The following is a 15,143-nucleotide window of genomic DNA, read 5'->3' on the forward strand; positions in this document are numbered from 1 at the left end:
GCGTCCCGTTCGAACGGAGGTCGAGGATGGACGATCTGCCTGTAGAGGGAGACGAGTGCTGATGACCGACACGCCGTCTAGCCTTCCGCCGCTTGGACGTTTTATGGCCCATCGAGGCATACACTACGGCTGGGTCGTCGCAGCGGTCACGTTTTTGACGATGCTTGTTACGGCTGGCGCGGTCGGCGCGCCCGGCGTTTTGATCGGTCCCCTGAAGGCAGAGTTCGGCTGGAATGTCGCCGATATCTCAGCGGGCTTCGCGATGCGTCTGGTCCTGTTTGGATTGATGGGGCCGTTCGCAGCGGCCTTCATGAACCGCTTTGGCATTCGTAGGGTCGCAGCTATCGCACTAATACTGATTGGCTTGGGCACGCTCGGCACTTTTGCCATGACCAATCTTTGGCACCTGCTCGTATTGTGGGGGGTGGTGGTCGGCTTCGGGACCGGCCTTACGGCGATGGTGCTCGGAGCCACAGTTGCCACTCGGTGGTTTTCAAAACGACGAGGGCTCGTGGTTGGTTTTCTGACGGCCAGCACTGCAACAGGACAATTGGTATTCCTGCCGGCTCTCGCAGCGCTGACCGATCAATTCGGGTGGCGTTACGCGCTCGCGTTCATCCTCGTAGTTTTGTTTATAGCCATGGTCGCCGTGCTGGCGCTGATGCGTGATCGGCCTGCGGATTTGGGCTTATTGCCATACGGCGCCACTGAACCGCCTCCGGCTGTGGCGCAGCGCGCCAGCCTTTGGGCAATGATGTGCTCGCCGATTCGAACTCTGCGAGAGGCATCCGTTTCGTCGACCTTTTGGGTTCTCTTCGGCACTTTCTTCATCTGCGGCGCGTCCACCAACGGCCTTGTGCAAACCCATTTCGTTGCACTCTGCGGGGACTTCGGGATATTACCCGTGATGGCGGCAGGAATGCTCGCGATGATCGGAATATTCGATTTCGTCGGCACGGTCGGGTCTGGATGGCTCTCGGATCGTTTCGATAGCCGCTGGCTGCTGTTCTGGTACTATGGATTGCGCGGTCTATCGCTTCTTTATCTGCCATACAGCAGCTTCGACCTTTATGATCTGTCGATTTTTGCGATTTTCTATGGCCTCGACTGGGTAGCCACTGTGCCGCCGACAATCAAGCTTGTCGCCGATCGGTTCGGCGAACAATCAAACATTGTTTTCGGATGGGTGTTCGCTGGCCACCAAATCGGCGCCGCATTCATGGCCTACGGAGCGGGTTTCAGCCGCACCTACTATGAAACCTATTTCCTGGCGTTCTTCGTCGCAGGATTCCTCTGTCTCATCGCGGCCCTGACCATCGTCGCTGTGCGTGAACGCGCCACTTCTCTTGCGACAGATCCGGCATAAAAGGCGATTTGGAATCCTCGGGTCCGTTAGGTTTTGCTCGAGCGCGGAGTGTGTCCGCAGAAGGCGTGACTCCCCGCTCAATCAAGAGCGGGGAGTCGCCGCGGGCCGCAGCGACTAGCTTTAATTTCCCTTTATCCCAAATCGATGCGATGCTTCTCGTCATTTCCTCGGTCGCTAACCAACGCCAATGTCGGGCGTTTTTGAGTGATCCTTCGGCAGGTTTCCATTATTTGCTCCCTGAGCCAGGCGTGCGCAGGGTCTTTTTCCTGCAACGGATGCCAGCTCATTACGAGCTTATAGAGTGGGAGATCGATGGGCGTCGGCAAAATCTTCAGCGGCGCGAGCTCTACAAAACGTTCAGCAAGGCGCTGCGGCAACGACAAAATGTGATCGGTGCTGGCGACGATCAAAGGCGCCGATAAAAAATTTGGCAATATCAGACCGATCTTGCGCGACATCCCGCGTTGCTCCAACCAATCGTCTATGAGACCGGTCCCGCTTTCTCGGCGAGAGATCAGCATGTGATTTCCTGCCATGAACTGATCAAAGGTCATGTCGTCACCGGTCAGAGTCGGGTGATCCCGCCGCACCACGCTCGTCATGCGGTCATCAAACAGTGTTTCACAGCGAATATGTGGTGGCGGCGTGAGGTTGACGTCAAAGCCGATCATGAAGTCGACGGGGTTTTCGGCGAGCGCTCTTTCGGGCAGCTTCCTGTGTGGCTCTCGAATAAATATTTCGATGTTCGGCGCAAGCTGGCCGAGAGTCTCAGTGAGACTCGGTAGCAGGATGAGCTCGATGTAGTCCGTCGTGGCGATAACAAGACGTCGCCGGCTCGTTTCCGCTGAGAATGCTTCTGGCGGCTGTATCAATTTTTCAACTTCGCGGAGGACGACGTCAACCGGCTCCAGCAAATCGAGCGCCCGTTGCGTCGGCGCCATTCCCTGAGGCGTCTTCACCAACACAGGATCGTCGAGTTGCTGCCTGAGCCTCTGCAGCACGTGGCTCATCGCCGATGGGCTCACGAACATTTTCTGTGCTGCACGGGAGACGTTCAGTTCCTCCATCAAATATTTGAATGCCACGAGCAGGTTGAGATCGAAATCTCTCAGTTCGGTCATTTGGTTCTCCCGACGTCGACGAGCGCGCTCATAGGCCCATGCCGGCCTGATCGAGATGATGCCAAACGCTTGCGCGGCGCTACTGAATTCTTGTCATAGCACGATGAATAATATGCACTTTCTATCTGAGCGGACAGGCCGTAACCGTTTAGGGGAGGCTTTGCAAAAAAAGGATATGCGAAGCCAGCTCAAGGAGAGAAAGCATGAGTCTAACGACTGAAACAGCCGGCAAAGCCGGCAAAGCCGGCGCAGCTGAAAGCGCTGATGTCGTCATCGTCAATCTGAGGACGATGTGGATCGCCACCGGCGCACTCGTCGCCTTCTATCTGTTCATCCGGGTCTATGAGCAGATTTATGGCTGGCGAGCGGGTCTCGACTCGTTCGCCCCGGAGTTCCAGACCTATTGGCTGACGATGCTCTGGACAGAGATTCCGCTGGAGCTGGTAGCCGGCCTCGGCCTCACTGGCTACCTTTGGAAGACCCGCACGCGCGACATGTCGGTGTTGAGCACGCGCGAGGAACTGCGCCGCTGGGTCTGTCTGGCGCAATGGCTGGTCGTCTACGGCATCGCGATCTATTTCGGCGCCAGCTTCTTCACGGAGCAGGACGCCACTTGGCACATGACGGTGATTCGTGACACCGACTTCACGCCGAGCCACATCATCGAGTTCTATCTGAGCTATCCCATCTACTCGATCTTGGGCGTCGGTTCGTTCTTCTATGCCAAGACTCGTCTGCCCTATTTCTCCAAGGGTTATTCGCTGGCTTTCCTGATCCTGACGGTCGGTCCGTTCATGATCATTCCGAATGTCGGCCTTAACGAGTGGGGTCACACATTCTGGTTCATGGAAGAGCTGTTCGTCGCTCCGTTGCACTGGGGCTTTGTGTTTTTCGGGTGGATGACTCTCGCAGTGTTCGGCGTGGTGGCGCAGATCCTGATGAACATCAAGCGTCTGCTGGGCGAAGACGGCGTGAAGGCAATTATCGACTAAGCCTCGATAATTTCTTGCGAGGAACTCGTGAGAACTAATCTGCTCTGAATCCAAAAATGCTCCCAGGGAAACAGAGTAGCGATCCTGCCGCCCCTCGGCGAGGGGCGGCAGGAGTCACATAGATGCTGAATGCGAATCGTCCAATTGGGCGAACCGATCTTGCGGCGGATGCTTTGTTCATTCGACTCGCAATCGTGAGGATCCGGTCGGAACGGCGGTGGCTCGGAGAATCTCGAGTGCCGTGATCTTTAATGAGGCTCGGCATGAAAATGAAACTGAAGACCATCGCTCCGTGGCTGGCGATCGGAGCTTTATCGATCACGGTTTTCGTGTCTGTCCAGCAACGCAGCGAACGGACGTCGGGTCGAGATATCAGCTTCAGCGAATTGCTTTCGCAGATCGACGGCGGCCATATCCATGACGTGACGATCGCCGGCAATGAAATCAGCGGTCACTTCTCGGATAACCGTACCTTTGTGACCTACGCGCCAAATGACCAATCTCTGATTCAGAGGCTTACCGCCAAGAATGTGTCGATCAACGCGCGCCCCGCAGGCGTCGGATCAGATTGGCTATTGACGCAGGCGCTTGCTGGGATGCCGGTTCTCTTGATCCTGGGCGCTTGGATATATGTAGCGCGCCAGATGCGGGTCGGTCCTGGCGGAAGAGCGATGGGCTTGGGCCAGTCGAAGGCGAAACTCCTGACGGAGACGAAGGACCGAGTGACTTTCGCGGATGTCGCTGGCGTGGACGAGGCAAAAGAGGATCTTCAAGAGATTGTCGAATTCTTGCGCGATCCGCACAAGTTCCAACGGCTCGGTGGACACATTCCGCGCGGCGTGCTGCTCGTCGGGTCGCCCGGCACGGGAAAGACCTTGCTCGCCCGCGCGATTGCCGGAGAAGCAGGCGTGCCATTCTTCACGATCTCGGGCTCGGATTTCGTCGAAATGTTCGTCGGTGTCGGTGCGAGCCGCGTGCGTGATATGTTCGAGCAGGCGAAAAAGAACGCACCGTGTATCATCTTCGTCGACGAGATCGACGCTGTTGGCCGTCATCGCGGTGCGGGATTGGGCGGAGGCAATGACGAGCGGGAGCAGACCCTGAACCAGCTGCTCGTCGAGATGGATGGCTTTGAGGCGAATGAAGGCATCATATTGATCGCTGCGACAAACCGGCCAGATGTGCTCGATCCGGCGTTAATGCGTCCTGGTCGCTTCGATCGGCAGATCAATGTATCCAATCCAGACTTTATCGGTCGCGAGAAGATCCTCGAGGTTCATGTCCGCAAGGTGCCGCTGGCGCCGGACGTGGATCTGAAGATCGTGGCGAGGGGCACGCCGGGTTTCTCCGGCGCCGATCTTATGAACCTCGTCAACGAGGCTGCGCTGCTTGCGGCGAGGCGCAGCAAGCGCCTCGTCACACGATCCGAGTTCGAGGACGCTCGCGACAAGATCATGATGGGAGCGGAGCGCCGCACGTTGGTAATGACCGATGAGGAAAAGCGCCTCACGGCTTTTCACGAGGGAGGCCATGCGTTGGTCTCGCTCAACATGAAGGGATCGACGCCGATCCACAAGGCGACGATCATTCCACGCGGCCGTGCGTTGGGCATGGTGCAAGGTCTTCCAGAACGCGATCAAATTTCACAGAGCTACGAACAGTTGATTGCGATGCTAGCTATGGCGATGGGGGGGCGCGTGGCTGAGGAGCTGGTATTCGGCCGCGATAAGGTCACTTCCGGGGCGGCAAGCGACATCCAGCAATGTACGCGCATCGCGCGAGCGATGGTGACGCAGCTCGGCTTCTCCGACCGGCTCGGCGCGGTGGCCTATGCCGAGCCGCAGCAGGAGCAGTTCCTCGGCTATTCGATGGGCCGCACGCAGACTCTCTCCGAGGCGACGCAGCAGACGATCGACGCCGAAGTGCGGCGTTTGGTGCAGGAAGGCTATGACGACGCGAAGCGCATTCTGACCGAGAAGCGCGCCGACCTCGACACTCTGGCCAATGGCCTCTTGGAGTTCGAGACGCTGACAGGCGATGAGCTCATGGGCCTGCTGCAAGGCAAGCGTCCGGTGCGCGAGGAAGCTCCTCGAGTCCCGCCGCCAGCAGATCCGTCACCAGCTTCCACCGCCGTCTTTAGCCCCCCGCGGCAAGAGCCAATGAATGGACTAGAACCACTTCCGGCGTAGGCGGCGGTAGACGAGAGCATGCAAAGTCGTGGGGTTCGTCACGCTGATAACCGTGTCGGGAAATTTTCATCGCCTGATCGGAAATCTGGATAGTGACGCCTGAATGAGCCGACGAGCGTTTTGTTCAGAATGGCAACGCGCACGTCAAGGAGTGGCTGCACGATTCATCTGTTCCATCTCATCCGGGCTTGCGGCTTTCGCGGTTCCTTGCGGGTCGTCTCCGAATGAGCCGGTCGCCGACGGCGCGCGGGAAGAATCGACGCGGCCGGCTTGCGTAGAACACCGTCGGCGAGGACCATTGCGCGCCTGATCACGACTGGGCAGGACCGCGCTGTCGAAGACGGACACTCTGACGATTGGGGCGATCGAGGACGGCGTCCCGGCGCGCGTTGAAGCGTGCGCTGCTGTCGCCGCGTTCCAGGCCATGATCCGCAAGAAGGCCGGGGACGAACTCGGCGGCTGGATCGACCTCGCGAAAGCCGGCCTTCTGGCTTCCTTCGGGAACGGATCGGACCTGTCGTCGCCCCGTGTTGGTGGGAGAAGACCAGACCTCAACTTTCCGCTTGACAAGTTTGATGACCATCGTCATTTATCTATAATAATGATGAGCGTCATCAAAAATGCTGCGATCGCGACGAGTCCTGAATGCTCGTTCGGTCGCTGGTCCCAGAGAAGAGGTCAAAGCAATGGCGGGATTTAGCGGGCGCGTGGAGAAGAAGACGGCTCTCCTCACGGGCGCATCCAGTGGAATTGGCAAGGCGGCGGCTTTAGCGCTGACCGAGGCCGGCTATCGGGTCATCGGCACCAGCCGGGCCGCAGGGACTGGCGACGTCCGTGATGGCATTCGATTGATCCCATGCGACGTGACATCCGACGAGTCGGTCCGGGCTGCGGTCTCTCTGGCCCATGCCGAACTTGGCCATATCGATCTTCTCGTCAACAACGCCGGCTTCGGTATCGCGGGGGCGGCCGAGGAAAGCTCGATCGACCTGGTGCGCGCGCTCTACGATACCAACGTGCTCGGGGTCGTGCGGGTGACCAATGCCGTCCTGCCGATCATGCGGGCGCAAGGCAGCGGTCGCATCCTCAATATCGGCTCTGGCCTGGGCTTCATTCCCGCGCCATTCAACGCCCATTATTCGGGGACCAAGCACGCCCTGGAGGGCTATTCGGAATCGCTCGATCACGAAGTGCGTGCGTTCGGTGTGCGCGTCGCAGTCATCGAACCGGCTGCGACGCGCACCTCGTTCGAGAGCAGCACCGTGCCGTCGGACGCGCCTCTCAAAGCTTATGATGTGAGCCGCGAGCGTTATCTGGTGGCCTATGGCCGCGCCATGGCGGCGGCTGACACGGCCGAAAGCGTCGCAGAGACCATCGTCAGAGCGGCGCGCGATAAGAAACCGCTGTTGCGTTACCCATCCGGGAAGGCGGCGCGCCAGATCGCATTCGCCAGACGCTTCCTGCCGCGATCCCTGTTCGACAAGATCCTGCGGTCGCAATTCGGCTTGGCTTGAGCCGGGAGGAGGCCCCGAAACAAGTAGTGCAGGCCCGGCCTCAGCTTGACCAATATCACGGGCTGAAGGCCGACCCGCCCGAGGAGCAAATCATGACTTTCCCCTTCGACAAGCCCGGTTCGGCCGAACGCTACATTGAGGCGCCCAATCTCTCGGTCGACGTCGGAGGCACGGCTTTCGCCTATCGGGATCTCGGACCCCGCGGCGGCGTGCCGATCGTTCTCCTCAATCATTGGGGCGCGGTTCTGGATAATTTCGATCCGCGCATCGTTGACGCTCTGGCGCAAAGGCGCCGCGTCATCGCAACTGATTATCGCGGCATCGGCGGTTCGGGCGGAACAGCGCCGGTGAGCGTCGACGCGATGGCGCGCGATGCGATCGCGCTGATCCGGGCGCTGGGCTTCGAGACGGTCGACCTGCTCGGTTTTTCCCTTGGCGGCTTCGTCGCGCAGGACGTCACGCTGAAGGCGCCTGGTCTGGTCAGAAGGCTCATCCTGACCGGTACAGGCCCGGCGGGCGGCCAGGGCGTCGACCGGGTGGGCGCGATCTCCTGGCCCCTTATGCTCAAGGGCCTGCTGACCTTGCGTGATCCCAAATTTTACCTGTTCTTCACCTCCACGGCCAACGGCCGGCGCGCGGCGAAGGATTTTCTCGATCGGCTGAAGGAGCGCAAGGCCGACAAGGACAAGGGGCCGACGCCGGCCGCCTTCCTGCGCCAGCTCGAGGCGATCGAGGCCTGGGGCCGACAGGCGCCGCAAGACCTCGGCAGCATCAAAATTCCGGTGCTGATCGCCAATGGCGACGACGACATCATGGTGCCGACGGTCAACAGCACCGATATGGCCCGGCGCATCCCTAACGCACAACTGGAAATCTACCGGGATGCCGGCCATGGCGGGATCTTCCAGTATCACACCGATTTCGCCTCGAAGGCTCTCGCCTTCCTCGCCGCCTGAGATCGTCGCATCTGACACTGGAGAAACGCCCATGAAGGCATTCGTCGTCGACAAATATAAGAAGAAGGGCGCTCTGCGACTGACCAATATGCCCGAACCGCGGTTGCAGGACGACGATGTCCTGGTCCGCATCCAGGCGGCGGGTGTGAACCTGCTCGACTCCAAAATCCGGGACGGAGAGTTCAAGCTTCTCCTTCCTTATCGTCCGCCCTTCGTGCTCGGGCATGATGTCGCCGGAACGGTCGTCCAGACCGGCTCGAGGGCGAGGCGCTTCAAGGTGGGCGATCAGGTCTATGCGCGTCCGCGCGATCACCGGGTTGGCGCCTTCGCGGAGTTCATCGCCATCGACGAGGCCGATGTCGCGCTCAGTCCAAAGAACCTCAGCCCGACCGAGGCCGCCTCCATCCCCCTTGTCGGCCTGACCGCCTGGCAGGCGCTTGTCGAGGTGGCCAAGGTGAAGCGTGGTCAGAAGGTCTTCATCCAGGCGGGCTCCGGTGGCGTCGGGACCTTCGCCATCCAGCTTGCCAAGCATCTCGGCGCCACGGTCGCGACCACAACCAGCACGACGAATGTCGAACTGGTCAAGAGCCTCGGCGCTGATGTGGTCATCGACTATAAGACGCAGGATTTCGAGAAGCTCCTGTCGGGCTATGATCTGGTGCTCAACAGCCAGGACCCCAAGACGCTCGAAAAGTCACTGCGCGTGCTGAAGCGCGGCGGCCAGCTCATCTCCATCTCAGGCCCGCCCGATCCTGCCTTCGCCAAGGCGTTCGGCCTCAACCCGTTCCTGAAGCTGGTCATGCGCCTGTTGAGCCGCAGCGTTCGCAAGAAGGCGGCAAAGCTCGGCGTGCGCTACTCGTTCCTGTTCATGCGCGCCGAAGGTCGTCAGCTCGGAGAGATCACCGCTCTTATCGAGGCGGGCGTGATCCGACCGGTGGTCGATAAGGTCTTCCCCTTCGAAGAGACGCCCGCAGCGCTCGCCTATGTCGAGACCGGCCGCGCCAAGGGCAAGGTCGTCATCGCTGTTGCGGAGTGAGACCCGAGGCGATGGCCGGTCACGCTGAAATCGTCTCGGCTGCCCTGCACGCGCGGTTTCTTCGACATGTTCAACGACATCGACACCCACAGGAGACCACTCAAATGCGCATTTTGAACCGTTCTGCCACCTTCGCTCTCGCCGTCGTCGCCGCATCCGTCTCGTCGACAGCATGGGCGGATAATGCTTCGCCGGTCGGCTTGTGGAGAAATATTGACGATGCCACTGGCAAGCCGAGAGCGCTGATCAGGATATCAGAATCGAACGGCGCCTTGCAGGGCCGGGTCGAGAAGGTCTTCCTCGCTCCTAACGAAAGCCCGATCTGCACAAAATGTGAAGGCGCGTTGAAGAACGCCCCGGTCCTCGGCTTGATCATCCTGAGCGGCCTCAAGAAGGATGGGGCGGAATACACAGGCGGCCGAATCCTCGATCCGGACGACGGCAATTTCTACAGCAGCAAAATCCGCCTGATGGATGGGGGCAAGAAGCTCGAAGTGCGCGGCTATATCGGCGTGTCGTTGCTGGGTCGATCGCAGATTTGGCAGCGCCAGGACTGAAGAGAGACCAGGTATTTTCTAACAATACCCGGCGATGCCTCAGCCAGCACACCGATGATCGAAAGGCAAAAAATGACTGACAGACAACTATTCGAACCCTATGCGCTCGGCGCCATCACGCTGTCCAACCGTATCGTTATGGCGCCGCTGACGCGCAATCGGGCCGGCGTCGGCTTCGTGCCGAGCGAATTGGCGGCGGAATATTATGCGCAGCGCGCCTCAGCTGGCCTGATCATCTCCGAGGCGAGCCAAATCTCGCAGCAGGGTCAGGGCTATCAGGATACACCCGGCATCTACACTCAGGCGCAGATCGAGGGTTGGCGCAAGGTGACAGACGCCGTGCATGCCAAGGGCGGCCGCATCTTCCTCCAGCTCTGGCACGTCGGCCGAGTGTCGCATGTCGACCTCCAGCCGAACGGTCAGGCCCCGGTGGCGCCTTCGGCGATCAAGGTCCAGACCAAGACCTTCGTGAACAACGCCTTCGTCGACGTGTCCGAGCCGCGGGCTCTGGAGCTCGACGAGATCGCCGGCATCGTCGCCGATTTCCGGCAGGCCGCCGCAAACGCCATCTCGGCGGGCTTCGACGGCGTCGAGGTGCATGGCGCCAATGGCTATCTTCTGGACCAGTTCGCTAAGGACGGCGCCAACACGCGCACCGACGCCTATGGCGGCTCCGTCGAGAACCGGGCCCGCCTGATTCTGGAAGTGACTGCCGCCGTCGCCGCGGAAATCGGTCCCGAGCGCACCGGGATTCGCCTGTCGCCGGTCTCGCCGGCAAACGGCATTTCGGCGAGCGACCCCCAGTCGCAGTTCGACTACATCGTCGCCAAGCTCGACGAACTGAACATCGCCTATATCCATGTCGTCGAAGGCGCGACCGGCGGTCCGCGCGATGTCGCGCCGTTCGACTTCGGCGCCCTCCGTTCGAGGTTCAGGAACGGCTACATCGCCAACAACGGCTATGACCTCGAACTTGCCGCATCGCATCTGACCGATGGAAAGGCGGACCTCTTCGCTTTCGGCCGGCTGTTCATCGGCAACCCGGACCTCGTCGAACGTCTGAAGGTCGGCGCTCCGCTTGCCGATTTCAATCCCGCAACGCTCTATGGCGGCGGGGCGGCCGGTTATACGGACTATCCCGCGCTGGCGGACGCGACCGGCGCTTGATGGAGGCGGCGCCACGCTTGGGCGTGGCCCTAGCTTTCCTGCGACCGATTGACGACGGCGTCGCGGCAGTCGAGGCGGCAGGCTTCGAGGATCTCGTCCGCGAGCGCCGAAGCATCCGGGCAGGCCCTCGACAGGATGACGGCTCCGACAGCCTGGGCCAGGACGCTGATGGCCTGGGAGCGAGCGCCGGGACCCGATATGCCGTTGCGGGCCATGTCTTGCACGAGACCACCGACGAGCGTCTCGATGCCAGCGCCGAAGATAGCTCTCGTATCGTCCGTCTGCCGCGCCGCCTCGCAGCTCAGCGCCGCAGCCGGGCATCCGGTTGCGCGGCGGTCCCTGTGCTCACGCGAGACATAAAGGTCGATCACGGTGAGGGCGTCGAGATCGGCATAACGCTCGCCGGTTTCACCAAAGCTGCGCATGGTTGCCTTGGCGATCAGGTCTTCCTTCGAGCGAAAATGGTTGTAGAAGCCGCCATGGGTGAGTCCGGCGCGTTCCATCAGTTCGGCAACGCCAACGCCGTCATAGCCACGCTCGCGAAACATCTCCGAGGCGATTGCGACGATCCGGTCGTGATTTTCCTGCTTCTGTTCCTTCGTTATCCGCACTGGGCAGCCTTTCTGATGACGCCGACGAAACTATGATGATGAATATCATTTTAGTTACGTCGATTCAAGGAGTGGCGCATGGCCGATACCCTCGATCATCTCACCGCACCGGCCCGTCACGTCGAAGTGGATGGCGATCGCTTCGCCTATCGGCGATGGGGATCATTGGGACCCGCTGCTGACCCGACGACCTCGCAGAGGGGCGCGCGGTGATCCTCTACAATTGTCATGGTTGCGTCTCCTCTTCGGGCGCGCCGCGCAACCGCATCGAAGACAAGGCCGATGACGCGGCAAAGGAAGAGCGACATATTCGCTCTGGTCCAGCGCCTCGAGCTGTCGTTCAATTTCGGGGAGGTGCGCAAAGCGCTGCGTCGCTTTGTCGGCGTCGCTCCGCACCGGGGTCATCTTCACTTTCCGTTCTGCCGACTTGCTGGGGCGGCCGGACTCTGGCTATCCAGCGAGATGAAAATTAAATCGCGGTGGACGCCGGGACCCGGCGCAAGAGTCCTGGACACAGAATACGACGGAAATCGTTGGACAATTTCGGTTGCCGGACCGGATGTCGGTGCATGTCCTGGCTGCAACGAGCGGTCGATGCGCCGGCATGGTTCATTTGGGTGCAATGCGGAGATTTTCCGTATCGTGCTCGGCGCTCCTAAAGCCGTCGGGATTTATCGATCAAGATCGAAGGCGACGGCCATCGAGGCCAGGAGGAATATGTGCTCAAATTGACAGTCGCGAGTCGCGATGCACGGACGTTTATCTCGCATTGCAAAGTTGCGCGGATGACCGCTGGACTCTTCGAGGGGGCCAGGACGGCGGAGCGCGAGCCGTTGGAGAATTGTGGGCGAGGTTGCCGTCGACCGAGAGCCTAGGGTCGTGCGCGCCGCCGGCGCTTCGGCGTCGCCGCAAACATAGGCATTAGAGCCGCACCTTTGGTTCTTTATCAGCGTTCCCTCCTTTGAGAACGTCTGCAAAATCCAGGAAAGTGGAACTCTGTCCGTCCGTGACGAATGGCCGTTTTTGGCGCATCATCCCCATCGGCGCTCGCGACATCGGGGGCGCCGGCTACTCGCTGGGGTCGCCAACGAAAAACTGCAGTGACCAAATACCAAGCGCGGGCGGCGCTGGTCCGCCCTGTCCTTGCGGGTTAGACATTCTCCAGCCGCACTGTGATTCGGTTTGCCCTGCGGGCGGCGCGGTGTGTTTTCGAGGGAACGGCGGAAAGCCGGATGGGATTTTGGACGCAGCTGTTTCCAGGAGCACGGTGACGCGTGATGACCTCGCGCATGCCATTTACGCCCGCATCCCCGGCCTCTCCCGTGCGGACGCAAAATCCCTGCTCGATTGCGCGCTCGCGGAAATGCTGTCCGCCCTGACCATCGGAGAAGACGTAAGTCTTCGCGGCTTCGGCACTTTTCGCATCCGCTCCAAAAACGCTCGCCCGGGCCGCAATCCGAGAACCGGTGCTGCGGCTCTCGTCTCTTCGCGTCGGGTCGTTGTGTTCAAAGCGGCGCCACATCTCAAATCGGCCGTGGCGGCGTCGGGAGCATCCCCGGTCGCCGGCGACTCTCCGTAGAGCGGTCGCGGGCGCGGCGTGGTGTGAGCGCCGATCACCGTTGATGTCGCGAGCTGCGCGCCGCCGGCGCCGGCCGCCATCTTTCGGCGCCCGATCGTTTTCATTCGCGCAGACTCCGGCGACCCTTCGCTGTCATAGCGGAGGCGCAATCATGTCCAAGGAATTGAAGGAAGGGCTCGCTCGCGTCGAGCAGGAATCCCACCAGATCGCCGAAGCGGTCGGCCTTCAGAACGAGCAGATCCGCATCACCATCGCCCGTCTCGACGAGATCGTCGCACTCCTGACGCCCAAGGACGACGCCGGCGAGCCGACGCTGAGCGATTTGCTCGCCCATCTGATCGCGCAGAATCGCGAGCAGCTCATTCTCACGCGCAAGGCCGTCGATCTCCTCGTCGACATGCAGCAAAGCCTCCCGGAGAAGACCGTCGAGGCCCTGGAAACGCGCTTCTCTTCCCCCGCCAAGGCCTGATCGATGATCACTTTCCGCAAGTTCGCCGCAGCGTCCGACGGCAAGCTCGTCCGCATGTATTTCACGGAAGCGAGGCTCGGGCCGCCGCCGTCTGAGCAGGCGACCGAGGCCCTCGGCCAGCAGCAACTGGAGCCGGGGTCGCGCCTCACCAGCTACTACACCGGTCGCGACGCCGGACCGGCCTGGCGCTCGGACATGCCGCTCTCTGTCGCCCGCGCGCTCGGCATTAATTCTTACCGCGCGCCCAAGGACGAGGAGCTCGACCGGCTGTTCGAGGGCAAGCGGGCCGATACGGGAGAGGCCTGGTCCAAGCATAAGCGAGAAATCAGCGGCTACGACTTCACCTTCTCACCCCACAAATCCGTGACGCTCGCCGCCGAATTCGCGCAGGACCCAGCGGAGGCCGCCGGCATCCGCAATGCGATCTATCGCGCCAATGACGCGGCGATGCGCTATATCGCCCGGGAGATCGGCTGGGCGCGGCGCGGACGCGCGGGGGAGAGCGGCGCCGATCCTGGCGCTGTCGGCTGGGTCAGCTTCCGCCATTACATCGCCCGTCCGACCCTGCCGGTCCAGGATGGCCGCGAGGGCGCGACCTACCTCCTCGAAGCGCCGATCGCCGGCGATCCCCACGATCACATCCACAATGCGCTGTTCAATCTGGTCGTCACCGGCGAGGGCCATATCGGATCGCTCGACACACAGCGCCTCCACGCCCGCGTCCACGAGTTTGGAGCCTTCGCCCAGGCCGTCCTCGCCGATGAGCTGCGCGCGCTCGGCATTCGTGTCGCCTATGACGATAAGGAGCAGGCCGCCGTCATCCTCGCCATCCCGCAATTCGCCAATGAGGCCTTCAGCAAGAGCACCCATCAGGTCCTGCGCAACGCCAAGGCCTTCGCGGCCGGCCAAGGGCTCGATTGGGACGACATCTCCGCGGAAAAGAAAGCCGAAATCCTCCGCGAAGCGGCGGCCGCCGCGCGCCTCGCCAAGCATGGCGAGAAGACCGATCATAAAATCTGGCACGACCAGGCCGAGGCGATGGGCTGGGAACACGCCACCGTCATGGAGGACGCGAAGATCGCCGCGCTGTCGAACGATGAGCGGTTCGAGCGGGCCTACGCCTTCGCGGCGAAACATCTCGCCGAGGAATTCCACACGGCGGCCGTCATCGACCATGATCGTCTTCGCATCCACGCCGCGCGCGGCTTGATCGGCGTGGGCGTCGCCGGCGGCGTGAAGGACATCGACCGGGTCGTCGAGCTGATCGAGCCCAAGGGCGTCGAGCTTCACGGCGAACATGTCGATCTGGTCGCCGCATGGGCGAAGCGCGAGAATGCCGACGACGAGCCGCGACAGGTGCTCCGCGTCACCAATTCCGCACAGATCCGCGTCGAGGCGAACCTCCGCTCCCATGCCGCGCGCGCCGCGCTCGACACTTCGGGGGCGCTGGCGGCCGCCGACATCCGGCGGGCCATCGAGGCTTCCGGGCTCGATTTCGACAGCGAGCCGGAGCATGGCGCCGCCCAAAAGGCCGCGATCTATGCGCTCGGCCAGGGCGGCGCGCTGTCGCTCCTCACCGGCGTCGC

General features: G+C 61.4%; 15 protein-coding genes. 12 read left to right on the forward strand and 3 right to left on the reverse strand.

Features of this window, described 5'->3' with window-relative positions:
- The first annotated feature begins 61 nt into the window (after positions 1–61).
- Positions 62–1,366 carry an MFS transporter gene (locus A1351_RS06925; RefSeq protein WP_245291601.1) on the forward strand — a complete coding sequence of 435 codons (1,305 nt, stop codon included), beginning with the start codon at positions 62–64 and terminating at the stop codon, positions 1,364–1,366.
- A gap of 131 nt (positions 1,367–1,497) precedes the next feature.
- Here the strand turns inward: A1351_RS06925 and A1351_RS06930 are convergent, their stop codons facing one another.
- The gene (locus A1351_RS06930) at positions 1,498–2,487 is read right to left on the reverse strand and encodes a LysR family transcriptional regulator (RefSeq protein WP_064032594.1); all 990 of its coding nucleotides are present in this window, start codon (positions 2,485–2,487) and stop codon (positions 1,498–1,500) included.
- A 203-nt stretch (positions 2,488–2,690) separates the two neighbouring features.
- Between A1351_RS06930 and amoC the strand changes: the two genes are divergently transcribed.
- Both amoC and ftsH read left to right on the forward strand, forming a co-directional pair.
- Positions 2,691–3,479: a bacterial ammonia monooxygenase, subunit AmoC gene (amoC, locus tag A1351_RS06935; RefSeq protein WP_083967194.1), complete on the forward strand. Its 789-nt coding sequence runs from the start codon at positions 2,691–2,693 to the stop codon at positions 3,477–3,479.
- A 263-nt stretch (positions 3,480–3,742) separates the two neighbouring features.
- Positions 3,743–5,668 carry an ATP-dependent zinc metalloprotease FtsH gene (ftsH, locus tag A1351_RS06940; RefSeq protein ID WP_064032604.1) on the forward strand — a complete coding sequence of 642 codons (1,926 nt, stop codon included), beginning with the start codon at positions 3,743–3,745 and terminating at the stop codon, positions 5,666–5,668.
- Positions 5,669–5,978: 310 nt separating this feature from the next.
- Here ftsH and A1351_RS24500 read toward each other — a convergent pair whose 3' ends face one another.
- Complete coding sequence (locus tag A1351_RS24500) at positions 5,979–6,257, reverse strand: hypothetical protein (RefSeq protein WP_157096151.1); 279 nt, start codon at positions 6,255–6,257, stop codon at positions 5,979–5,981.
- 97 nt (positions 6,258–6,354) lie between these two features.
- Here A1351_RS24500 and A1351_RS06945 point away from each other — a divergent pair, with 97 nt between their 5' ends.
- The 5 genes from A1351_RS06945 to A1351_RS06965 all read left to right on the forward strand — a co-directional run bounded on the left by A1351_RS06945 (position 6,355) and on the right by A1351_RS06965 (position 10,898).
- On the forward strand, positions 6,355–7,182 hold the full coding sequence (locus A1351_RS06945) for an oxidoreductase (protein ID WP_064032595.1): 828 nt from the start codon (positions 6,355–6,357) through the stop codon (positions 7,180–7,182).
- Positions 7,183–7,274: 92 nt separating this feature from the next.
- Entirely contained in the window at positions 7,275–8,138 is an 864-nt protein-coding gene (locus A1351_RS06950) for an alpha/beta fold hydrolase (RefSeq protein ID WP_064032605.1), read from the forward strand.
- Positions 8,139–8,169: 31 nt separating this feature from the next.
- The gene (locus A1351_RS06955) at positions 8,170–9,174 is read left to right on the forward strand and encodes an NADP-dependent oxidoreductase (protein ID WP_064032596.1); all 1,005 of its coding nucleotides are present in this window, start codon (positions 8,170–8,172) and stop codon (positions 9,172–9,174) included.
- Positions 9,175–9,278: 104 nt separating this feature from the next.
- Positions 9,279–9,731, forward strand: coding sequence for a DUF2147 domain-containing protein (locus A1351_RS06960; RefSeq protein WP_064032597.1), 453 nt, complete (start codon positions 9,279–9,281; stop codon positions 9,729–9,731).
- A 72-nt stretch (positions 9,732–9,803) separates the two neighbouring features.
- Positions 9,804–10,898 carry an alkene reductase gene (locus A1351_RS06965; RefSeq protein WP_064032598.1) on the forward strand — a complete coding sequence of 365 codons (1,095 nt, stop codon included), beginning with the start codon at positions 9,804–9,806 and terminating at the stop codon, positions 10,896–10,898.
- A gap of 29 nt (positions 10,899–10,927) precedes the next feature.
- Here the strand turns inward: A1351_RS06965 and A1351_RS06970 are convergent, their stop codons facing one another.
- On the reverse strand, positions 10,928–11,509 hold the full coding sequence (locus A1351_RS06970; protein WP_064032599.1) for a TetR/AcrR family transcriptional regulator: 582 nt from the start codon (positions 11,507–11,509) through the stop codon (positions 10,928–10,930).
- 78 nt (positions 11,510–11,587) lie between these two features.
- Here A1351_RS06970 and A1351_RS25995 point away from each other — a divergent pair, with 78 nt between their 5' ends.
- The 4 genes from A1351_RS25995 to mobF form a co-directional block, all read left to right on the forward strand.
- Positions 11,588–11,722, forward strand: a complete 135-nt coding sequence (locus tag A1351_RS25995; RefSeq protein ID WP_256388642.1) for a hypothetical protein — start codon at positions 11,588–11,590, stop codon at positions 11,720–11,722.
- Positions 11,723–12,776: 1,054 nt separating this feature from the next.
- A complete protein-coding gene (locus tag A1351_RS06975; RefSeq protein ID WP_157096153.1) occupies positions 12,777–13,088 on the forward strand; it encodes an integration host factor subunit alpha in 312 nt (103 codons plus the stop codon).
- A 151-nt stretch (positions 13,089–13,239) separates the two neighbouring features.
- Positions 13,240–13,557, forward strand: coding sequence for a hypothetical protein (locus tag A1351_RS06980; protein ID WP_064032600.1), 318 nt, complete (start codon positions 13,240–13,242; stop codon positions 13,555–13,557).
- Between the two features lie 3 nt (positions 13,558–13,560).
- The coding region (gene mobF, locus A1351_RS06985; RefSeq protein ID WP_157096152.1) for a MobF family relaxase at positions 13,561–15,143 on the forward strand (1,583 nt) is incomplete at its 3' end.

The organism is Methylosinus sp. R-45379 (genome assembly GCF_001644125.1).
GTDB lineage: Bacteria > Pseudomonadota > Alphaproteobacteria > Rhizobiales > Beijerinckiaceae > Methylosinus.